The organism is Streptomyces sp. NPDC045022, from assembly GCF_056432605.1.
Window position 1 is genome coordinate 222,719 of record NZ_JBWKIR010000008.1, and the last position, 20,015, is coordinate 242,733.

At 70.2% G+C, this 20,015-nt stretch carries 19 protein-coding genes and 1 pseudogene; 10 read left to right on the forward strand and 10 right to left on the reverse strand.

Annotated elements, in window-relative coordinates; all coding sequences use genetic code 11:
- The 3 genes from AC07C1_RS17225 to AC07C1_RS17235 form a co-directional block, all read left to right on the forward strand.
- A partial coding sequence (locus AC07C1_RS17225; RefSeq protein ID WP_478939795.1) for a S1C family serine protease occupies positions 1-1,504 on the forward strand: 1,504 nt, incomplete at its 5' end.
- Positions 1,505-1,588: 84 nt separating this feature from the next.
- Positions 1,589-2,023, forward strand: a complete 435-nt coding sequence (locus AC07C1_RS17230) for a sec-independent translocase (RefSeq protein WP_478939796.1) — start codon at positions 1,589-1,591, stop codon at positions 2,021-2,023.
- Positions 2,024-2,267: 244 nt separating this feature from the next.
- Positions 2,268-2,933 carry a hypothetical protein gene (locus tag AC07C1_RS17235; protein WP_478939798.1) on the forward strand — a complete coding sequence of 222 codons (666 nt, stop codon included), beginning with the start codon at positions 2,268-2,270 and terminating at the stop codon, positions 2,931-2,933.
- Between the two features lie 48 nt (positions 2,934-2,981).
- Here AC07C1_RS17235 and AC07C1_RS17240 read toward each other — a convergent pair whose 3' ends face one another.
- Positions 2,982-5,654, reverse strand: a complete 2,673-nt coding sequence (locus tag AC07C1_RS17240; RefSeq protein ID WP_478939799.1) for a DUF6185 family protein — start codon at positions 5,652-5,654, stop codon at positions 2,982-2,984.
- 121 nt (positions 5,655-5,775) lie between these two features.
- Here AC07C1_RS17240 and AC07C1_RS17245 point away from each other — a divergent pair, with 121 nt between their 5' ends.
- Positions 5,776-6,177 carry a hypothetical protein gene (locus tag AC07C1_RS17245; protein ID WP_478939800.1) on the forward strand — a complete coding sequence of 134 codons (402 nt, stop codon included), beginning with the start codon at positions 5,776-5,778 and terminating at the stop codon, positions 6,175-6,177.
- Positions 6,178-6,310: 133 nt separating this feature from the next.
- Here the strand turns inward: AC07C1_RS17245 and AC07C1_RS17250 are convergent, their stop codons facing one another.
- From AC07C1_RS17250 to AC07C1_RS17260, 3 genes are read right to left on the reverse strand one after another with little or no spacing between them, the layout of a single operon-like run.
- Positions 6,311-7,444 carry an Mrp/NBP35 family ATP-binding protein gene (locus tag AC07C1_RS17250; RefSeq protein ID WP_478939802.1) on the reverse strand — a complete coding sequence of 378 codons (1,134 nt, stop codon included), beginning with the start codon at positions 7,442-7,444 and terminating at the stop codon, positions 6,311-6,313.
- 43 nt (positions 7,445-7,487) lie between these two features.
- Positions 7,488-8,087: a DUF1003 domain-containing protein gene (locus AC07C1_RS17255; RefSeq protein ID WP_478939804.1), complete on the reverse strand. Its 600-nt coding sequence runs from the start codon at positions 8,085-8,087 to the stop codon at positions 7,488-7,490.
- Positions 8,077-9,372 carry a magnesium transporter MgtE N-terminal domain-containing protein gene (locus AC07C1_RS17260; RefSeq protein WP_478939806.1) on the reverse strand — a complete coding sequence of 432 codons (1,296 nt, stop codon included), beginning with the start codon at positions 9,370-9,372 and terminating at the stop codon, positions 8,077-8,079. Before AC07C1_RS17260 ends, AC07C1_RS17255 begins: the two co-directional genes overlap by 11 nt.
- 213 nt (positions 9,373-9,585) lie before the next feature.
- On the opposite strand from AC07C1_RS17260, the gene AC07C1_RS17265 reads away from it, so the two are divergent.
- Positions 9,586-10,326 (forward strand): hypothetical protein, encoded by a 741-nt coding sequence (locus AC07C1_RS17265; RefSeq protein ID WP_478939808.1) that lies wholly within the window; start codon positions 9,586-9,588, stop codon positions 10,324-10,326.
- A 197-nt stretch (positions 10,327-10,523) separates the two neighbouring features.
- Here AC07C1_RS17265 and AC07C1_RS17270 read toward each other — a convergent pair whose 3' ends face one another.
- Entirely contained in the window at positions 10,524-11,036 is a 513-nt protein-coding gene (locus tag AC07C1_RS17270) for a hypothetical protein (RefSeq protein ID WP_478939810.1), read from the reverse strand.
- A gap of 23 nt (positions 11,037-11,059) precedes the next feature.
- Positions 11,060-12,184, reverse strand: a complete 1,125-nt coding sequence (locus AC07C1_RS17275; protein ID WP_478939812.1) for a magnesium and cobalt transport protein CorA — start codon at positions 12,182-12,184, stop codon at positions 11,060-11,062.
- Between the two features lie 458 nt (positions 12,185-12,642).
- Here AC07C1_RS17275 and AC07C1_RS17280 point away from each other — a divergent pair, with 458 nt between their 5' ends.
- On the forward strand, positions 12,643-13,227 hold the full coding sequence (locus AC07C1_RS17280) for a suppressor of fused domain protein (protein WP_478939813.1): 585 nt from the start codon (positions 12,643-12,645) through the stop codon (positions 13,225-13,227).
- 40 nt (positions 13,228-13,267) lie between these two features.
- On the opposite strand, the gene AC07C1_RS17285 is transcribed toward AC07C1_RS17280, so the two are convergent.
- On the reverse strand, positions 13,268-14,491 hold the full coding sequence (locus AC07C1_RS17285; protein ID WP_478939815.1) for an MFS transporter: 1,224 nt from the start codon (positions 14,489-14,491) through the stop codon (positions 13,268-13,270).
- A gap of 159 nt (positions 14,492-14,650) precedes the next feature.
- Here AC07C1_RS17285 and AC07C1_RS17290 point away from each other — a divergent pair, with 159 nt between their 5' ends.
- From AC07C1_RS17290 to AC07C1_RS17300, 3 genes are all read left to right on the forward strand, one after another.
- Positions 14,651-15,292: a DUF6758 family protein gene (locus AC07C1_RS17290; protein WP_478939817.1), complete on the forward strand. Its 642-nt coding sequence runs from the start codon at positions 14,651-14,653 to the stop codon at positions 15,290-15,292.
- A gap of 124 nt (positions 15,293-15,416) precedes the next feature.
- Positions 15,417-16,274 (forward strand): PHP domain-containing protein, encoded by an 858-nt coding sequence (locus AC07C1_RS17295; RefSeq protein ID WP_478939819.1) that lies wholly within the window; start codon positions 15,417-15,419, stop codon positions 16,272-16,274.
- A 146-nt stretch (positions 16,275-16,420) separates the two neighbouring features.
- Positions 16,421-17,026 (forward strand): MarC family protein, encoded by a 606-nt coding sequence (locus AC07C1_RS17300; RefSeq protein ID WP_356825843.1) that lies wholly within the window; start codon positions 16,421-16,423, stop codon positions 17,024-17,026.
- 46 nt (positions 17,027-17,072) lie between these two features.
- Here the strand turns inward: AC07C1_RS17300 and AC07C1_RS17305 are convergent, their stop codons facing one another.
- Complete coding sequence (locus AC07C1_RS17305; RefSeq protein ID WP_184968404.1) at positions 17,073-17,225, reverse strand: hypothetical protein; 153 nt, start codon at positions 17,223-17,225, stop codon at positions 17,073-17,075.
- A 207-nt stretch (positions 17,226-17,432) separates the two neighbouring features.
- On the opposite strand from AC07C1_RS17305, the gene AC07C1_RS17310 reads away from it, so the two are divergent.
- A complete protein-coding gene (locus AC07C1_RS17310) occupies positions 17,433-18,338 on the forward strand; it encodes an NYN domain-containing protein (RefSeq protein WP_478939950.1) in 906 nt (301 codons plus the stop codon).
- Between the two features lie 87 nt (positions 18,339-18,425).
- Here AC07C1_RS17310 and AC07C1_RS17315 read toward each other — a convergent pair whose 3' ends face one another.
- Entirely contained in the window at positions 18,426-19,316 is an 891-nt protein-coding gene (locus AC07C1_RS17315; protein ID WP_478939821.1) for an alpha/beta fold hydrolase, read from the reverse strand.
- 131 nt (positions 19,317-19,447) lie between these two features.
- A pseudogene (locus tag AC07C1_RS17320) lies at positions 19,448-20,015 on the reverse strand (DEAD/DEAH box helicase); the annotation flags it as partial.

Below are 20,015 nucleotides of genomic sequence, written 5' to 3' on the forward strand. Positions count from 1 at the left end.
GTCTCCCGCCCCCGGCGCTCCAGCCCTCGGCGCTCCTGCCGCTGGGTCTCCCGCCCCCGGCGCTGCAGCCCTCGCCTCTCCTGCGCCCGCGCCACTGCTCGGGCCCCCCGCGCCGGTGCCCGTGCCTTCCACCCTCACCGCTCCAGGCCCCGCCGCTCCCGCCCCCGCCCCCGGGCTCTCCACGCCGTTGCCCGAGTCTTCCGCCCCTACCGGACCGGCTCCCGCCCCCGTGGCCCCCGCGCCGGTGTCGGGGCAGGCGGTCATGGGGCAGGGCGGTGGGGGTCCTTGGGGCCGCTATGACCCCTGGGCCGCTGGTTCGCCCACGGAGCAGGCCCTCGGGCAGGGGCCGCTGCAGCAGACCGGCGCCGCCGTGCCGACGGACAAGCAGCGCGCCAGGCGGGCGAAGCGGCTGGCGCTGGTGTGGACCCTGCTGGTCGCCGTCGTCTCCGCGGGCATCGGCGGAGCGGTGGGCGCGTACGTGGAACGGGCGGGCCTGGGCGACGACGTGCGCCTGCCGCAGGCGGGGAGCGTGCCGGCCGGCCGCGCGCCGGACAGTGTGGCCGGGATAGCCGCCCGCGCGCTGCCCAGCGTCGTCACCCTGCACGTCACCGGCGCCGACGAGGCCGGTACCGGCACCGGCTTCGTGCTCGACGGCCAGGGCCACATCCTCACCAACAACCACGTCGTCGAGGCCGCCGGGTCGGGCGGCCGGATATCCGTGACGTTCAGCAGCGGCGACACCGTCAAGGCCGAGGTCGTCGGCCGGGACAGCGGTTATGACCTCGCCGTCGTCCAGGTGCACGGCGTACACGGACTCACCCCGCTGCCCCTCGGCAACTCCGACGACGTCAAGGTCGGCGACCCCGTCGTCGCCATCGGCGCCCCCTTCGATCTGGCCAACACCGTCACCTCCGGCATCATCAGCGCCAAGGAACGGCCCATCACGGCCGGCGGCGAGAAGGGCGACGGCAGCGACGTCAGCTATGTCGACGCGCTCCAGACCGACGCGCCCATCAACCCGGGCAACTCCGGCGGGCCCCTGCTCGACTCCCGGGCCCAGGTGATCGGCATCAACTCCGCGATCCGCTCCGCCGACAGCGGCTCCACGTCGGGCGGCGGCCAGGCGGGTTCCATCGGCCTCGGCTTCGCCATCCCCGTCAACCAGGCCAAGCGCGTCGCCGAGGAGCTGATCAACGACGGACATGCCACCCACCCCGTGATCGGCGTGACTCTCGACATGGGCTACACCGGCGACGGCGCCCGTGTCGACAGCAAGAGCGCGGGCGGCGGCCCCGCCGTCATCAAGGGCGGCCCCGGTGAACGGGCCGGCCTCAAGGCGGGCGACGTCATCACCGACGTCGACTCGGAGCGCGTCCACACCGGAGAGGAACTGATCGTCAAGATCCGCGCGCACCGGCCCGGCGACCGGCTCCGCCTGACGGTCGAACGCGGCGGTACCGAGCGGAAGGTCTCACTCGTGCTGGGCGCGTCGGAGCGGAACTGACGGAAGTCTCACCTCGGGACGGTACCGGTCCGACAGGAACGCCGGGTACCGTTGAGCGACCGAGGACATCGCAAGGAGCGTCAGGTGTTCAATGACATAGGACCACTGGAGCTGGTGACCATCATCGTGCTCGCCGTGCTCGTCTTCGGTCCTGACAAGCTCCCGAAGGTCATCCAGGACGTGACGCGCACGATCCGGAAGATCCGCGAGTTCTCGGAGAGTGCCAAGCAGGACATCCGCCAAGAACTGGGTCCGGAGTTCAAGGACTTCGACTTCGAGGACCTCAACCCCAAGACGTTCATCCGCAAGCAGCTGGACAACGAGGATCTGGGGCTGACGGAGATCCGCAACGGCTTCGACCTGAAGAAGGAGATGGCCGAGGTCACGGATGCCGTCAACGCCCGCGCCAGCGAGGAGTCGGGTTCTTCGTCCTCCTCCGGCGGGCGCGTCGACATGACCAAGCAGCCCGAGGACCCCGGCAAGGACGACCGGCCGCCCTTCGACGCGGACGCCACGTAGGCGCTGTCCTCCCTCCCCGCCGACACGCGGGCGCGGGCGTGCGCCGCGCACGTGACGCGTTTCATAGCGCGTACCCCGCGCATACGGCTTGAACAGGCCGTTCGCACGACCCACGCATCCAGCGCCTGCCCTGCCGCTCCCACCGGTGTGGATATGCTGCCGAGTTGTTGTGCGGACCGGACGAGTACGCCCGAAGGGGGGCGGGCCACTCCGGTCCGACGAGAGCGAGGAGGCGTCCGGGCAGATGGAGACGACGAGTCGGGTGGGCGCGCACGTGCCGGCCGCGGAGGGCGGACAGCAACTTCCCTCCGCCCGGCGTACGGTCGACGGTTACCTGCAGGCGCCCTTCCCGTGGTACGGCCTCGACGAGGCGTTCACCGGGCCGCGCTGGCTGATGCAGGTCGGCACGGCGGCCGACGGTGCCGTCGAGCACGGTTCGATCGGGCACGGTGACGAGCCCTCCGTACGCAACGAGTCCGGCTCCGCCGGTGAGTCGCGGGAGAAGTTCGCGGTCGTGGTCACCGTCGCCGCGCAGCCGTCCCGCAGGAGCGCGGACGGTACGGGACTGCTGGAGGCGACGTCGGTCTCCTCGGCGGCGTGGCTGGCCGGTGTGGGGCTGCTGTCCTTCACCTGGCCGGGGCAGATGGACCACAGCCTGCGCGACGATTGGCTGGACCAGCAGACGGAGACGGCGTGGGCTCTGGCCGACGATCTTGAGGGCCCGGAGTGGTCCAGGCTCTCTCTTCCGGTGGACGGGGTGGCGGCCTCGTTCCATTACCGGGAGTCGGAGTTCGGCTGGGTACTCGCCGGTACGACCGAGGCGGGGGTTCATCTCGGGGCGTACGGGCGCGGCATGAGTGCGTACGGGCTGGGGTTCGCGGTGATCAAGGACATCGCCGCCTACGCCTGACGTGTCAGGCCCGGGTGCGACGCCTCCCGGGCCCTGCCGGCCGGCCGCTCAATGGGTCAGGTTGGCATAGATCGTCACGACGGCCCCGACCTGGGCCAGGAGCCAGGTGATCTGACCGGACAAGCCGCGCAGCTGGTAGACGGACAGCAGCAGGGCGAAACGGCTGGGCCAGTACTGCCGTTCCTCCCGGAACGTCGCCATGTCCATCCAGATGCTGGTGAGCGTCAGGACGACGAGAAGGAGCGCGGCGTACAGGAGGAGCTGGCGAGGATCTGTGTCCATGATGTGGATGAGCGCAGCGGCCAGCACCGCGGGAAAGCCGTAGGCGGCGGTGAGGAGCCAGGCCCGCGCCTGGCTCCGGCGTCCGGGCAGCAGACGCCACAGCGTCCCGAGCGTGAAGCCGGCGACCGCCCATGTCATCTGATAGAGGATCAGGTCCGCGATGAACTCCGGAAGGCCGATGGCGGAGCCCAGGATTTGCTCTCGCCCGTAGGGATCCTGTGCCTCGTAGTAGAGAAGCAGCGCGGTGGCCGGCGTTCCGAACCAGAACGCCAGCCGCGCCGCGCGGACCGCATTGGACCACCAACGTCCTTCCGGTCCCCAGGCCAGGGCGATGTCCAGCACCGAGATGTGCTCCGGTGGATCGGCTCCTTCGCATACGGTGACCAACCACTGGTGCAGCTGGCGCAGCTTTTCTTCCAACTGCTCACAGGTCACCCCGTCGGCATGGCCCTTGTCCAACAAGTGCATCTGGTGGTTCGCGTTACGGTATTCGTGGGCTTTCTTCAGCAATTCGCGTCGGTGTTGCTCGGTGCCGAGCCTCACAGCGCAGAAGCGCTCTCCCAGCCGACTCAACACGGACCACCGACGCCCCAGGGCAAGAACGACGTACATGGCGAGGATGTCGAGCCCCAGCCAGACGCCGTACAGTGCGCTGGCGCCCGCGAATTTCGCGCCCCGGATTCCGACGAAGAAGGCGAACAAGGAGACGGTCAGCAGGATATCCGGCTTGCTCGGCCCCAGAGAGAAACGCTCGTATCTGCGGCGGCCATGTGCGCGGGGTGGCATGTTGCGAAAGCGCAGCAGGGCCAGCAGGGCGATTCCCGTCAGTACCCAACTGTAGGCGAAAAGCCATCTCAGGTCGGTGTAGAAGAAATACTCCAGCAGACCGCTCAGGGATACGTTGTAAGCGGAAGGGTCATGTTGCTCGACGAGCCAGTTGACGCGCGCCCACCGTCGTTCGTTCACCCACCAGGCACAGGCGAGCAATGCCCCGGCGACGGCTGCCAGCAGGCATCCGGCGATGGCCACGCACTGACCCGGGACCCTGTTCCACTGCCTGGTCCAGCGCTCGCGGAGCAATCCTCCTTCGCGCGCGAAGCGCCAGGCCCAGGCGACCATTGCGGCCAACCACAACCACACGGTCACCAGGCCCAGCAGGGCAAGCCCGGTGCGGCCGAAGGCGGTCGTCGTCTTCGGCCCCAGGTGCTCCGGGAGCCCGAAGACATCGTGGGCCAGGATCACCAGCAGGCCGATGCCCGCGACCGCACACGTGGTTACCACGACGGCGAGTGCCTGACCACGTTGGATGCCTGCGGGCCGGGCCGGCTCGTCCGGGACGGCGCCCGGCGCGGCCGGTGACGCGCCGAGGATCCAGGGGCGGGCGGCGAGGACCAGACCCAGGCCCGCAGGGATGCAGAGAAGGGCGTACGACCGGGGGGAAACACGGCCCTGCGGGACCAACAGGAGCAGTGCCAGGGCGACCCCCACGCTGAGCCCGGCCCACTCCAGCGCCGTGCGCGTGAGGCTCAGATCACGCCTGGCGACGGTGTCCGGGACATCCGCCCTCGATCGCTGGGTCGCCTCCCCATCCGGTGGCTGCCGTGCCGCCTCGCGCGCAGCGGCTGCGTCGGCGCGCCTGGTGCGGAGTGCTGCCACAGCGATCAGGATCGAGGCGCACACCCACCATGAGGCAATGCCTGCGGTGGTCCAGAGCGACCGATTCAGCTTCATCGGCAGCCAGCGCTGCCAGGGCGGATCGACCTCCACCTGTACCTCTTCGGGCAGCTTGTTCGTCCACACCAGGTGGTTCTCGGTGGAAGACGACGCCCGCTCCGCGAGGTCGTTGAAATTGAGGCCGCCCAGATCGGCCTCGATCTGCTTCCACCGGACGGTCTGAAGCGTCGGCGGCCACAGATAGATCATCCATGTCCTTCCGGTGGGAATGATCTCCCAAGGGCCCACGAGCATGGGGTTCTCCGTGGTGATCCAACCCCATGCGACGTAGTGCACCTTGACCGAGGAGTCGGTGGCGGTCACCACGGGGTCATGGGGACGCCACTCGTTCCGTGTGGTGGGAGCCTCGTCCCCGAGCAGTAGGCATCGCATCGCCTGCCTGTACTGCCGAGACTCCTCACTGAATGTCAGTTGCTTGGCGAGTGGCCACTTCCTCGGCACCTGCACCGTCATATCGGAAGTGATCCAGGGAACGGAGCGCTTGTGCTGCTGCAACCGCAATGTGGCCTTGACGGTGCTGCCCTTGAGGCTGTCCGAGAAACACTCGGTACTGGTATCCCGCTGCCGCGCCGGCGCCTTGTCGCACCCCCCTACACATGCCACCAGCACCAGGAGTGACAGCAGCCATCGCCACCGAGTCATCGCCATAGGGCCGCCACCTCTCCATGTCCCTGGCGAATCTAGACAAAGCGTTGTACATGTCATGCACAGACACACGGCGGATCGCTGACACCCACCTGCTTGGGCGTGCCGCCGGCATTTGCCGGGCCAGGTTCGGCGGCCGACAATGGAAGTCGGCGACCGTCAGTCGATTGACGGAGGACCCATGACCGACACCAAGGTGGGCGTCCCGGGAAATCCGCTTCCCCGATTCGAGGAGGCCGAGGAACTGGGGCCCCAGGACGCCGAGTTCGTCAAGGATCTGGTGGCGGTGCTGGCCAGGTACGGGAATCTGAACCGTTTCGGCCTCTGCCTGCTGCACGACCACTTCCCGCTCCGCGCCGGCGAAGTGCTGGTGGAGACGAACGACCCCGAGGCTCGCACGCTGCACGCCCACGTCGAGAAGGCGGACAGGACGCAGCACGCCAAGGCATCGCAATGGCGGTTCGTGCCGCATGCCGGCGGCGGGCCGGGTGCGGAGCCGGCAGCAGGCTCCTGCCAGGAGATCATGCTGTGCACCACGCTCGACCTGTGTCCGGGGCGCGCGCACGAACGGCACGACCGTTGATCCGACCACACGGAGCAGGCCCCACGGAGCAGGTCCCACGCGGTAGGGCGTACGACGAAGGGGCGCCGTCCGCGATGGACGGCGCCCCTTCGTCGGAGCAGCAGTAGTCCTGGAATTCGGACCGGCAGCAGTCCTAGAACTTGTTCTTCGGCGTGATCCCCAGCGACAGGCCCGACAGACCCCGCTGGCGTCCTCCCAGCTTCCCGGCGATGGCCCGCAGGGCGCTGCCCGCCGGGGAGTCCGGGTCGGTCAGGACCACCGGCTTGCCCTCGTCGCCGCCCTCGCGGAGGCGCACGTCGATCGGGATCGAGCCGAGGACGGGGACGGACGTGCCCGTCGTGCGCGTCAGGCCGTCCGCGACCAGCTGGCCGCCGCCCGTGCCGAAGACGTCGACCATCTCACCGCAGTGCGGGCAGGGCAGGCCGGACATGTTCTCGACCACGCCGACGATCTTCTGGTGGGTCTGGACCGCGATGGAGCCCGCGCGCTCGGCCACCTCCGCCGCCGCCACCTGCGGGGTCGTCACCACCAGGATCTCGGCGTTCGGGATCAGCTGGGCCACGGAGATCGCGATGTCACCGGTGCCGGGCGGCAGGTCCAGGAGCAGGACGTCCAGGTCGCCCCAGTACACGTCCGCGAGGAACTGCTGGAGCGCGCGGTGCAGCATCGGGCCGCGCCAGACGACCGGGGCGTTGCCAGGGGTGAACATGCCGATGGAGATGACCTTCACGCCGTTCGCGGACGGCGGCATGATCATGTTCTCGACCTGGGTGGGACGGCCGTCGGCGCCCAGCATGCGCGGCACCGAGTGACCGTAGATGTCGGCGTCGACGACACCGACCTTCAGGCCGTCGGCGGCCATCGCCGCCGCGAGGTTCACGGTCACCGAGGACTTGCCGACGCCGCCCTTGCCGGAGGCGACCGCGTAGACCCGCGTGAGGCTGCCCGGCTTGGCGAAGGGGACCTCGCGCTCGGCCTGGCCGCCGCGCAGGGCGTTCGCCAGCTCCTTGCGCTGCTCGTCGCTCATCACGTCGAGGGTGACGTCGACCCGGGTGACGCCCTCGACCCGGGAGACCGCCTCCGTGACCCGCTGGGTGATGGTGTCGCGCATGGGGCAGCCGGAGACCGTCAGGTACACGGTGACCGCGACCGCTCCGTCCGCGCCGATCTCCACCGATTTGACCATCCCGAGTTCGGTGATGGGTCGGTTGATCTCGGGGTCGTTCACCGTCGCCAGTGCTTCGCGCACCGCGTCTTCCGTAGCCATAAGGACGATGGTACGGCGCACCGAGGGGCCTGCGGGTAGCCCCTCAGCGGTCGTCTGCGTCACGTCCCGGCGACCGATCCGCCCGCTCTGCCGGGAATACGACCTGCCCGTCGTGGCGCCTTCGTTCCTCCACCTCCTTGACCACGTCCTGCAGCTCCGAGCGGATCCAGTCGCGGGTGGCCACCTCGCCCAGGCCCATGCGCAGTGCCGCGATCTCGCGGGTCAGATACTCGGTGTCGGCGATGGACCGCTCGTTCTGCTTGCGGTCCTGCTCCAGGTTGACCCGGTCGCGGTCGTCCTGCCTGTTCTGCGCGAGCAGGATCAGCGGGGCCGCGTAGGAGGCCTGCAGGGACAGCATCAGGGTGAGGAAGATGAAGGGATACTGGTCGAAGCGCAGATGACGGGGCGCGGCGATGTTCCACAGCACCCAGGCGATGATGACGACCGTCATCCAGACGATGAAGCGTCCCGTGCCCAGGAACCGGGCGATCTTCTCCGACAGCCGGCCGAAGGCCTCCGGGTCCCACTCGGGCAGGATCCGGCGCCGGGGCGGACGCGGCTGGTCCAGTCGCGCGCGGGACCGGGTGGCGGCCGTGGCGCCCGCCGGGGTGCGCTCGCGCCTGCTCTCGCGCTCAGGTGCCATGTGCGGCCGCCCCCTCTCCTTCTTCCTCGTCCAGGTGGAACTCCGTCTCCCGCCAGTCGTCGGGCAGCAGGTGGTCCAGTACATCGTCCACGGTGACCACGCCGACCAGCGCCCCGGACTCGTCGATCACGGGCGCGGCGACCATGTCGTACGTGGCGAAGAATCCGGCGATGACGGGCAGTGCGGCGTCCGGGGCCAGGGACTGCAGATCGTCGTCGACGAGCGAGCTGACCAGGGTGTACGGGGGGTCGCGCAGCAGCCGCTGGAAGTGGACGGTGCCGAGGTACTTGCCGGTCGGGGTCTCGTCCGGTGGGCGGCACACGTAGACCTGGGCGGCCAGGGCGGGGGAGAGGTCCGGGTTGCGGACCCGGGCGAGCGCGTCGGCGACCGTGGCGTCCGGGCGCAGCACGATCGGCTCGGTGGTCATCAGGCCGCCGGCCGTGTGCTCCTCGTACGACATCAGACGCCGCATCTCGGCCGCGTCGGCCGGCTGCATCAGGCTCAGCAGCCGTTCCTTGTCGTCCTCGGGCAGTTCGGAGAGCAGGTCGGCCGCGTCGTCCGGGTCCATGGCCTCCAGGACGTCCGCCGCGCGCTCCTCCTTCAGCTTGCCGAGGATCTCGATCTGGTCGTCCTCCGGCAGCTCCTCCAGCACGTCGGCGAGCCGGTCGTCGTCCAGGGCGGCGGCGACCTCCGCGCGCCGTTTGGGGGAGAGGTGGTGCAGGACGTTGGCGAGGTCGGCGGGGCGCAGCTGCTCGAAGGTGGCGAGCAGGCTCTCGGCGCCCTGCCCGTGCTCCTCCAGGGAGAACCCGGTGACGGCCGACCATTCCACGGTCAGCGTCTCGCCCTTGGCCCGCCGGAAGGCGCCGCCCTTCCTCCCCTTGCGGACGAAGACGCGGTCGATCTCCCAGTCCCGGCGGGCCGGCAACTGCTGCACGGAGAGGTCGAGGACGGTGACCTGCTCATCGGTCTCCACCAGCTTCACGCGCCGGTCCAGCAGCTCCCCGAAGACCAGCCGCTCGGTGGGCCGCTGCTCGAAACGGCGCACGTTGAGCACGCCCGTGGTGATGACCTGGCCGGACTCGATGCCGGTCACCCGGGTCATGGGCAGGAAGATCCGGCGCCGGGTGGACAGTTCGACGACCAGCCCGAGGACGCGCGGGGGCCGTCGCCCGACGCGCAGCATGACGACCAGGTCGCGTACGCGGCCCACCTGGTCGCCGGCCGGATCGAAGACGGGGACCCCGGCGAGGTGCGAGACGAAGATCCGGGGGGCGCCGGCTGCCATGGCTGTGCTTCCTTTGTCTGGGAATCGCTGCGGGACTGCTGTTCGGTGCGTGGGATTTGCTCGGATTTGCCCGCTCGGGTGCGCTTCAGGCTAGCCCGTACCGGTCGGATACGCCCCGGTGGGGGCTCCGGACGGACTGGCTCCGCCGGGCGGGTGGGCCACCGGTACGCTGCGGTACGCCGTTCCGGAACCGTCAGAAAGGCAGCGCCACCTGTGACTGCGACTCTCCAGAGCCGTACCCGCCGGACCGCGCTGGTGACCGCGACCTGCGCACTGGCCGTGGCGGGAGCGATGGTGCTGACGGGCTGCGGCGGTGACGATCCGGACGCGGGAACCAACGGCGTGGGCAAGCTGCCCGCCGACAGGATCCAGGCGAAGACCCGGGCGGCGGCGCAGGCGGCACCGGCGGTACGGCTGTCCGGGACCGTGGTCACCAGCGGCCGTACGTACCAGCTGGACATGCGGCTGAAGGCCGACGGCGGAACCGGGTCGGTGACCTCGCAGGACGCCACCTTCAAACTGCTGCGGGTGGGGAAGCAGCTGTATCTCAAGGCCGGCGCGGACTTCTGGAACCACGCCGACGGCAGAGACGGCGCCACCGGCAAGCTCGACGGCAAGTACGTGAAGGTGCCCCAGGGGGATCCCGCGTACAAGAAGTTCAGCGGCTTCACGGACAAGGCCGTCCTCCTCGAGGGTCTGCTGACACTGCACGGCGCGCTGGCGACGGACGGTCACCACGACCAGTCGGGTACCCGCACCATCCGCATCACCGGCGACCAGGGCTCCGGCGGCATCCTGGACGTCTCCCTCCAGGGCACCCCCTATCCGCTCCGCCTGGTGCGCGCCGGCGGAGCGGGGACGCTCCGCTTCTCGGACTGGGGGAAGGATTTCTCCGTCGCGGAGCCCGCGAAGTCGGAGACGGTGGACTACGGGAAGCAGCTGCCGGCGTCGTAGACGGCGTCCGGGAGGGACTGCCGTCGGCGGCGGCACCGCCGGACACCGAGGTCGTGGCCGATCGTCGCGGCGGACAGCGGGGGCCGGTGCTCCCCGGGCCGCCCTGCCGGCTCAGACCCGGGTACCGCTACGCCGCGACGGCGTTGAGCCACGGCGTTCGTCTCCGGCGGTGCCGGACCCTCCTCGGCCCCCCGGCGTCACTTCTTACGCCGCTTGGCCAGCAGTCTCGGCAAGCCCGCCGGGACCGGCTGACGGGTCGTCGCCGGTGACGGCACCGGACGCTCCGCCAAGCTGCCGGAAGGCAACGGCTCCACGATCCCCGTCGGCACCAGGCGGAGCACCCGGCACTCGCGGGCCCAGCGGCCCGGCATCTCCTCGCCGTCGGGGGCGTTCAGGCGCTTGCCCTTCAGCTCGGCGACGGCCGCCTCCCACTCCGCCGAGCCGGCGGCCAGTTCGGACACGGCCGCCGGGAACGTCACCAGCCGGCCGCCCTTGTCCTTGCTGCGGACGGTCACCTCGGCGGAGCCGCCGTCCACGAGCGCCGGCAGCGGCTGCTCACCTGGCCCGTCGCCGATCAGGCACACCGCACCCTCGTGCCACACGTGCCACAGCGCACGTGCCGCGGGGGCACCGGCGCCCCTGACCCAGATGAGGCCGGACTTCTTGGAGGCCTCCTCGATGAGGGCCCGGTCGAGCAGCTCGCTTGTCATGCGTCCAGCCTATCCAGGCCCGCTCACAGCCAGCCGTTGCGCTTCAGGGTGCGGTGGATGCCCAGACACAGGACGACCGTGATGCCCATGATCACCGGGTAGCCGTACTTCCAGTGCAGCTCGGGCATGTGCTCGAAGTTCATGCCGTACACCCCGCACACCATCGTCGGTACGGCGATGATCGCGGCCCAGGCGGTGATCTTGCGCATGTCCTCGTTCTGGGCGACGGACGCCTGCGCGAGGTTTGCCTGGAGGATGGAGTTGAGCAGTTCGTCGAAGCCGAGGACCTGCTCCTGAACCCGGGCCAGGTGGTCGGCGACATCCCGGAAGTACTTCTGGATGTCCGGGTCGATCAGCCGCATCGGCCGCTCGCTCAGCAGCTGCATGGGCCGCAGCAACGGCGCCACCGCCCGCTTGAACTCCAGTACCTCGCGCTTGAGTTGGTAGATCCGCGCGGAGTCCACACCGCGTGAGACGCCGCCTTTGCGGCCCGGCGAGAAGACCTCGGTCTCCACCTCGTCGATGTCGTCCTGCACGGCGTCGGCGACCGCGATGTAGCCGTCCACCACATGGTCGGCGATGGCGTGCAGCACGGCCGAGGGGCCCTTGGCGAGCAGTTCGGGGTCGTCCTGGAGGCGGTGCCGCAGCGCCCTGAGCGAGCCCTGGCCGCCGTGCCGGACGGTGATGAAGAAGTCCCGGCCGGTGAAGCACATGACCTCACCGGTCTCGACGACCTCGCTGTTGGCGGTGAGCCGGTCGTGCTCGACGTAGTGGATGGTCTTGAAGACGGTGAACAGCGAGTCGTCGTACCGCTCCAGCTTCGGCCGCTGGTGCGCCTGCACCGCGTCCTCGACGGCCAGCGGGTGCAGCCCGAACTCGCTGGCGATACCGGCGAATTCCGACTCGGTCGGCTCGTGCAGGCCGATCCACACGAACCCGCCGTCGCGGCGCACCAGCCACATCGCCTCCTGCGGGGTCAGCGGCTTGGCGCTCTGCACGCGGGCGCCGTCGCGGTAGACGGCGCAGTCGACGACGGCCGAGGGCGTCGCGGGGTCGCGCGTGGTGTCGTAGGACGCGCTCGTGTCCTTGCGCAGCGAGACGCGGGACGACGGACGGACCACGGCACGCAGGTCGCGGATCATCGACATGGGCAGGCTCCTTCGCGGGCAGGCAACGACAGTGCGCCGGCGACGGGTGGAACTACCCGGAATGGGGACGTCCTGACTGCGGATGTTTGGCACGTCCACAAAGCGGGGAGCACCGCATCGTCGCGGTGGCGACTTCGCTACTGATGCAGAACTGATTCAGATCAGACAGATCAGGCAAAGCGAGACGAAGTGCTCTTCCGAACGACGAAGCGAACGTGAGGACGGCGGCTAGCCAGGAACTACATCAGCAGCCGGAAGAGCGAGTGGTACTACCAGGTCGACTTCGATCCATGACAGCCCCACCTCCTCCGGCCGGTCCCTCGTAAGGGAGTCTCTCGGCGTCGGGACTCGATAGCGACGCTTCTGCGTGCTGCCCCGAACCACCGGCTCAGAGTACCAGCCGCCCATACTGTCAAGGCGCCGCTTTGCCCGCTACTGACGAGTTCTATGCTCACCGCATGGTTGATGTTCTTCCTCTGGTCGAGGCACGGTTGAACACCGCGCTGGGCGCGCCGGACGCGCGCGCCGCGGTCACCTTCCTCGGCACGGACCGCATCGAGGTGCTCCGCTTCCTGGAGGGGGACGTCGTCCGGTACGCCACGCTCGGCATGTCCCAGCACCCCATGGCGGACCCCACCGCGATGCTCGCCGACCCGGTCAAGGGCCCCCGCGCCGAGCTGGTCCTGTCCGTTCGGGCCGGTGCCGCCGACACCGACAAGGTGCTCCGCCCGCTCGCCGTCCTCGCCGCGTCGCCGCAGGTGGAGGGGCTGGTGGTGACGTCCGGTGCCTCCCTGGACGTGGGTGAGCCGCTGTGGCCCGGCGCCCCCTTCACCTCGTTCCTGGTGGGCGAGCCCGGCGGACTGGTCGAGGACCTGGAACTGGACGCCCCACTGGACCCCGTACGGTTCCTGCCGCTGCTGCCGATGACGCCGAACGAGGCCGCCTGGAAGCGGGTGCACGGCGCCCAGGCCCTCCAGGAGCGCTGGCTGGCGAACGGGACGGACCTGAGGGATCCCTCCCGCAGGTCCGTCCCGCTGGACTGACACGGAGTGAGCAAGCTCACCAATACCCGCTCGTGAACGGTCAGTTGGCGAAGACGCCGACTCCGTCCTCGGTCGCGTGCCCCGGCTCGAGTTCCTCCGTGTCGGCGTCGAGGGCCCGGTGCCGTACGGCGACCACGACCGCGCCCAGCACCGCGGTGACCGCCGCGACCACGAACGGGATGTGGATGTCGCTCCACTCCTCGATCTTCGGGGCGAAGTACGGCGCCGCCGCGGCCGCGAACCAGCGGACGAAGTTGTAGCCCGCGCTCGCCACCGGGCGCGGCGCGTCCGACACGCCGAGGGCCAACTCGGTGTAGACCGTGTTGTTCACGCCGATGAAGGCGCCGGACAGGATCGTGCAGACGACGGCGGTGGTGTGGTCGCCGTAGCCGAGCACGAGGACGTCCACCGCGAGCAGCAGCAGTGAGCCGCCGAGCACCTTCAGCGAGCCGAAACGGGCCTGCATGCGCGGGGCCACGATCACCGAGAAGACGGCGAGCAGCAGGCCCCAGGCGAAGAACACCGCGCCGGAGCGGTACGGGGTCATGTTCAGCACGAACGGCGTGAAGGCCAGGACCGTGAAGAACGTGTAGTTGTAGAAGAACGCCGAGACCGCCGCCGAGGCCAGGCCGCCGTGGCCGAGCGCCTTGACCGGGTCCAGGATCGAGGTCTTCCGCGCGGGCCGCGGCTGCTCCTTCAGGAATGCCGTGAGGCACAGGAAGCCGATCGCCATCAGCGTGGCGGTGCCGAAGAAGGGGTAGCGCCAGCTGATGTTGCCGAGGACCGCGCCCAGCAGCGGGCCGCAGGCCATACCGAGGCCGAGCGCGGACTCGTAGAGCAGGATCGCGGCCGCGCTGCCGCCGGCGGCGGCGCCCACGATGACCGCGAGCGCGGTGGAGACGAACAGCGCGTTGCCGAGTCCCCAGCCGGCCCGGAAGCCGACGAGTTGGCCGACCGTGTCCGACGTGCCGGCGAGACCCGCGAAGACGATCACGAAGGCGAGGCCGAGCAGCAGGGTCCGGCGGCCGCCGATGCGGCTGGAGACGAAGCCGGTCAGCAGCATCGCCACCGCGGTGATCAGGAAGTACGAGGTGAAGAGCAGGGACACCTGACTGGCGGTGGCGTCGAGGCCGCGCGCGATGGACGGCAGGATCGGGTCGACGAGGCCGATGCCCATGAAGGCGACGACGGAGGCGCCCGCCGTGGCCCAGACCGCCTTGGGCTGTCGCAGGATGCCGCCGGCACCCGCGTCCAGGGGGTCCATGTGCTTCTCCCATCTCCACTGTCGATAGTTGCTGTATACACATAGTAAGTTAGCTGAGCTAACTAATGCAAGACGCACCTAATTTTGCCTGCGCGGGTGTCCCCCCGGACGGGTGATCGTCCTTGACGTGGCGCGGCAGGGGTAGGACCGTGGAGCCCTATGAGGGGCGAACCCAGTTGCCCGAGGTGCGGTGGCCGGGTCAGGGCTCCCGGTCTCTTCGCCGATTCGTGGCAGTGCGATGTGCACGGGGCGGTGTATCCGCTGCAGCCCGTGATCCCGCCCAGCGTCGAGGCCCTCAATGTCGTGGTGCATCGCACGCAGGTGCCGGTATGGATGCCGTGGCCGCTGCCGGTCGGATGGCTTTTCACGGGCGTGGGCTACGCGGGCGACGACCGCAGTGGCGGCCGGGCGACCGCCGTCGCCTGCTCGGGCCCCGGCCCGCTCGGCGGCCCCGGTGAACTGATCCTGGTCGCCGAGGAGCTGGGTGTCGGACTCGGCGCGCGGTACGCGGGCATCGACGGCCCGGACCCGGGGTCGTACATGAACGTGGAGAAGCCGCCCCAGGCCAAGGTTCTGGCCGCCGGCCGGCCGACCCCGCTCTGGCACGTCTACCGCACCCCCGACGACCGTGCCGTCTTCGCCGGCGAGGCCCTGGGGATGTGGCTGTGGGCGGTGATGTGGCCCGAGCAGGCGGGGCTGCTCATGTACGACGAGCTGGTGCTGACGGATCTGCGGGACGCGGGGGCCGAGCTGGACCTGGTCCCCTGCGGGGCCTTGTCGCCGCGCCTGCTCCGGCCGTAGGGTCCCCCTGCCCTTCAGGCAGTTGCCCGTAGGGGGTGCTCAATGGCTGCGGGTGTGACAGGGGGCTCGGAAATCCGGCTATCCTTAGGCGTCCCCCTTCCGCCCGTCATCGCCTGGAGCAGCCGTGCGCATCGATCTGCACTGTCACTCCACGGCCTCCGACGGTACGGACACCCCGGCCGAGCTGGTGCGCAACGCGGCCGCGGCCGGACTGGACGTCGTCGCGCTGACCGACCACGACACCACCCGCGGGTACGCCGAGGCGACCGCCGCGCTGCCCGAGGGGCTCACCCTGGTCACCGGCGCCGAGCTGTCCTGCCGCATCGACGGCATCTCCCTGCACATGCTGGCCTACCTCTTCGACCCCGAGGAGCCCGCCCTGCTCGCCGAGCGCGAGCTGGTCCGGGACGACCGGGTGCCGCGGGCCCAGGGCATGGTCGCCAAGCTGAACGCACTGGGCGTACCGGTCACCTGGGAGCAGGTCGAGCGGATCGCCGCCGGTGGTTCCGTGGGGCGTCCGCATGTCGCCTCCGCGCTGGTCGAGCTGGGCGTCGTGCCGGCGGTGAGCGACGCGTTCACCGAGGAGTGGCTGGCCGACGGCGGTCGGGCCTACGTGGAGAAGCACGAGACCGACCCCTTCGAGGCGATTCGGCTGGTCAAGGGCGCGGGCGGGGTGACCGTCTTCGCGCACCCGGCCGCCGCCAAGCGTGGCCGTACGGTCCCCGAATCCGCGATCGCCGAGATGGCCGCGGCCGGTCTGGACGGCATCGAGGTCGACCACATGGACCACGACCCGGACGCCCGGGCCCGGCTGCGGGGTCTCGCGAAGGAACTGGGCCTGCTGGTCACGGGCTCCTCGGACTACCACGGCAGCCGCAAGACCGTGTCCCTGGGCGCTCACACGACCGACCCCGAGGTGTACGGGGAGATCACGCGGCGGGCGACCGGCGCCTTCCCCGTCCCGGGGACCGGCGGAATCTGACGGCCGGGGTCCGCCCGCTCGGCGCCCCCCTCGCCCTTCCCCCTCGTCTTTCCCCCTCACCCATCCTTCCGCACGTCCGCCGTGCGCCCGCGTCCGCTCCGCCGGACAGGTGCCGTCGGCGGTGGCTTCATCCTGCAAGGCTCACCATGTTCGACATCGCCGTCTTCGGCTCTCTGTTCCTGACCCTTTTTGTCATCATGGATCCCCCCGGGATCACCCCCATCTTCCTCGCCCTGACCGCCGGACGGCCGGCCAAGGTGCAGAAGCGGATGGCCTTCCAGGCCGTCTGCGTGGCCGGCGGGGTCATCGCCGTCTTCGGCGTCCTGGGGCACCAGATCCTGAACTACCTGCACGTCTCCGTCCCGGCGCTGATGATCGCGGGCGGTCTGCTGCTCCTGCTGATCGCGCTGGACCTGCTCACCGGCAAGACCGACGAGCCGAAGCAGACCAAGGACGTGAACGTGGCTCTCGTACCGCTGGGCATGCCGCTGCTGGCGGGGCCCGGTGCCATCGTGTCCGTGATCCTGGCCGTGCAGAAGGCGGGCAGTGTGGCCACGCAGGTCTCGGTGTGGTCCGCGATTCTCGCGATCCACGTCGTGCTGTGGCTGGTGATGCGCTACTCGCTGCTGATCATCCGGGTCATCAAGGACGGCGGTGTCGTCCTGGTGACCCGGCTCGCGGGCATGATGCTCTCCGCGATCGCGGTCCAGCAGATCATCAACGGGGTCACTCAGGTGATCCGGGGGAGCTGAGCCCGGTCGGCTCGGCTCCCCCGGAAAGCTTGAGTGGCGGTGCCCGCTACGAGGCCGTGGTCTCGGCCGGGCGGATCCACAGGCGCTGTCCGATGGCGGCGGCCTGCTGAACGATCCGGTTGACGGAGGCGGCGTCCACGACGGTGCTGTCCACGGTGGTGCCGTCGACCTCGTCGAGACGCATGATTTCGAAGCGCAAGGGCTTCTCCCTTCGTCTGGTCATCCTCCTGCGGAGAACTACTTGGTGCACCGGATGTGTATCCGGTGTCGTACGTAGTCAACGTGCTGCGTGTTACAAACATTCCCTACGCTAAAGAAATTTTTCGAACGGCTAATTACCGAGCGGTTAGCGGGTTGTGGGGGACCGTTCGGGAGCGGTTGTGTTCGGAGCGTGACCGACAGGACAATGGAGCCGATGAACGACGACCTGGCTGCCCTCGGCACCCGCATCGACCGCACGAACGAGCTGCTGGAGCGCATGCTCGCCGAGGTGGCGAAGACGCCCTCGACCCATGCGATCTTCGTCGACGCGGGTTATCTGTACGCAGCCGCGGGCCGGCTGGTCGCCGGCACCGAGGACCGCCGGGCCTTCGATCTCGACGCCGAAGGCCTGATCGACGCGCTGATCGACCGGGCCCGCACGATCTTCGCGGACAGCCGCCTGCTCCGCGTCTACTGGTACGACGGCGCCCGCCGTCGCATCCACACCGCCGAGCAGCAGACCATCGCGGAACTGCCCGACCTCAAGGTCCGCCTCGGCAACCTCAACGCCAACAACCAGCAGAAAGGCGTCGACTCCCTGATCCGCTCCGACCTGGAGTCCCTCGCCCGCCACCGCGCGATCAGCGACGCGGCCCTGCTCGGCGGCGACGAGGACCTGGTCTCGGCGGTCGAGGCGGCCCAGGGGTACGGCGCCCGCGTCCACCTCTGGGGCATCGAGGCCCCCGAAGGCCGCAACCAGGCCGAGCCGCTGCTCTGGGAGGTCGACAGCCAGCGCACCCTCGACCTGGAGTTCTTCAAGCCCTATGTCACCCGGCGCACGGCCGCCGCCTACGACGCCACCGGCGGCGCCCGCCCCACCCGCGACGACGTCCGCTTCATCGGCGCCCAGATCGCCGCGAAGTGGCTGGCCTCCCGGGGGCGCGAGGCGCTGGGCGAACTGCTCCCCGGCCACCCCTATCTGCCCGGCTCCGTCGACCAGGACCTGCTGGTCGAGGCCGAGGGCCTGCTGCAGTACTCCCTGCGGGGCCAGGCGGACCTGCGCCGCGCCCTCAGGGACGGCTTCTGGGACCACCTGCAGGCGCAGTACTAGGGGCGCGGTATCGGCTAGGGCCTCTCGTTTGGATCCAGGTGTTTCGACCTGCGCCGCATGGGAGGCGGCCGGCGGGTGGTCGGCCCTTCAGCGCGGTGCGTCCGCGGTGATGCTGTCGTCCCAGAAATCGGCGATCGCGCGGGCCGTGGCGAGCGGGCGGTCGGTGTTGGGAGAGTGCTCGGCTCCGTCGATGACCGTCCGTCGCGCCTTCAGCCGTCGCGCCATGTCGTCGAGCAGCGGCAGCGGCCAGGTGTCGTCCTGGGATCCCGACAGGACGTGGAACGGCAGCGGCACGGCGGCCAGTTCGGCGATCCGGTCCTGCTCCGTGCACAACTGACGCCCGGTGGCGCGAAGTTGAGCGGGCTTGGTGCCCAGCCAGCGGCGCCGCAGATCGTCCCGGTCGTCCAGTCCGCCGTCGAGCGAGGGCGTCTCGGTCTCCTCGGGCGTCTCCATCGCCTGGATCGTGGCCCACACCTCGGCCATCGACATCACAGCGAGCGCGTCCCGCAGCAGTTTCACCCGCTCCTGCTGGGACGCCGAAATCTGCGCCGGGCCGGAGGCCATCAGGGTGAGCGACAGGAAGGGCGAGTGGTCGATCAGCACCGCCGCGCGCGAGATCTGCCCGCCGAGGGAGTGGCCCAGCAGATGCACCGGCTGCCCGAGCGCCTCCGCCTGCGCCAGCACATCACGCGCCAACTCCTCCTGCGCGTAAGCGGATTCGTCGGCCTCGGGGCCGTCCGACTCGAACTGCCCACGCCCGTCCACGGCCACGGTCCGGTACCCGCGCTCCGCGAGCGGCACGTGCAGCGGATTGAAGTCCTCCTTGCTCCCCGTGAACCCGGGCAGCAGCAGCGCGACTCCCCTGGGCTCGACCCCGGCGGCCACAGGAGCGTCGACGACGGCGAACCCACCGCGCGCCGTCCGCAAGGAGTACGCGCGGGCGCCGGGGGGCGGGACGAAGGTGGCGGGCCTGCTCATGGGGAGAGGTTATCGGGCGGGGGAGAGACCGAGCGGGGTGAGGGCGCGTACCGGAACGCCGATGGCCCGGCCCCCAGAAAGGGGGCCGGGCCATCGGCGGCTGTCGGTGTCACCGCGTACGCGGCGCCGGATCAGGCCTCGGGGGCCTCCACGGCCGCCGTCACCTTGCGGGCGCGACGGCGCGGCTTGACCTCCGGCTCCTCCGTGGCCTGCGCCGGAATCTCCGGAGCGGCCGCGACGGCCTTACGGGTCCGCCGCGCCTTCGGAGCGGCCGGCTCCACCCCGTCGACCGCGTCCACCGTGGTGGCAGCGGTCTTCCGGGTCCGGCGCGGCTTGGCTTCCGTGCCTTCGGCGGTGTCCGCCGCGGTTTCGGCGGCTGCGGCCGTCTTGCGGGTGCGGCGGGGCTTGGCCTCGGGCTCCGTCTCGGCCGCGTCCACCGTGGTGGCAGCGGTCTTCCGGGTCCGGCGCGGCTTGGCTTCCGTGCCTTCGGCGGCGTCCACCGCAGCCTCGGCGGCTGCCGTGGTCTTGCGGGTGCGGCGCGGCTTCGGCTCGGCCTCGGTCGCGTCGGAGGGGGCCGCGGCAGCGGTCTTCCGGGTGCGGCGGGGCTTGGCTTCCGTGCCTTCGGCGGTGTCCGCCGCGGTTTCGGCGGCTGCGGCCGTCTTGCGGGTGCGGCGGGGCTTGGCCTCGGGCTCCGTCTCG

Bases quoted from the DNA above. Each gene is read 5' to 3' on its own strand.
- AC07C1_RS17250 (WP_478939802.1), bottom strand. From the start codon at position 7,444: ATGGCTACGGAAGACGCGGTGCGCGAAGCACTGGCGACGGTGAACGAC.
- AC07C1_RS17260 (WP_478939806.1), bottom strand. From the start codon at position 9,372: ATGGCAGCCGGCGCCCCCCGGATCTTCGTCTCGCACCTCGCCGGGGTC.
- AC07C1_RS17300 (WP_356825843.1), top strand. From the start codon at position 16,421: ATGTTCGACATCGCCGTCTTCGGCTCTCTGTTCCTGACCCTTTTTGTC.
- AC07C1_RS17280 (WP_478939813.1), top strand. From the start codon at position 12,643: ATGGTTGATGTTCTTCCTCTGGTCGAGGCACGGTTGAACACCGCGCTG.
- AC07C1_RS17275 (WP_478939812.1), bottom strand. From the start codon at position 12,184: ATGTCGATGATCCGCGACCTGCGTGCCGTGGTCCGTCCGTCGTCCCGC.
- AC07C1_RS17270 (WP_478939810.1), bottom strand. From the start codon at position 11,036: ATGACAAGCGAGCTGCTCGACCGGGCCCTCATCGAGGAGGCCTCCAAG.
- AC07C1_RS17235 (WP_478939798.1), top strand. From the start codon at position 2,268: ATGGAGACGACGAGTCGGGTGGGCGCGCACGTGCCGGCCGCGGAGGGC.
- AC07C1_RS17290 (WP_478939817.1), top strand. From the start codon at position 14,651: ATGAGGGGCGAACCCAGTTGCCCGAGGTGCGGTGGCCGGGTCAGGGCT.
- AC07C1_RS17315 (WP_478939821.1), bottom strand. From the start codon at position 19,316: ATGAGCAGGCCCGCCACCTTCGTCCCGCCCCCCGGCGCCCGCGCGTAC.
- AC07C1_RS17310 (WP_478939950.1), top strand. From the start codon at position 17,433: ATGGAGCCGATGAACGACGACCTGGCTGCCCTCGGCACCCGCATCGAC.
- AC07C1_RS17285 (WP_478939815.1), bottom strand. From the start codon at position 14,491: ATGGACCCCCTGGACGCGGGTGCCGGCGGCATCCTGCGACAGCCCAAG.
- AC07C1_RS17255 (WP_478939804.1), bottom strand. From the start codon at position 8,087: ATGGCACCTGAGCGCGAGAGCAGGCGCGAGCGCACCCCGGCGGGCGCC.
- AC07C1_RS17240 (WP_478939799.1), bottom strand. From the start codon at position 5,654: ATGACATGTACAACGCTTTGTCTAGATTCGCCAGGGACATGGAGAGGT.
- AC07C1_RS17245 (WP_478939800.1), top strand. From the start codon at position 5,776: ATGACCGACACCAAGGTGGGCGTCCCGGGAAATCCGCTTCCCCGATTC.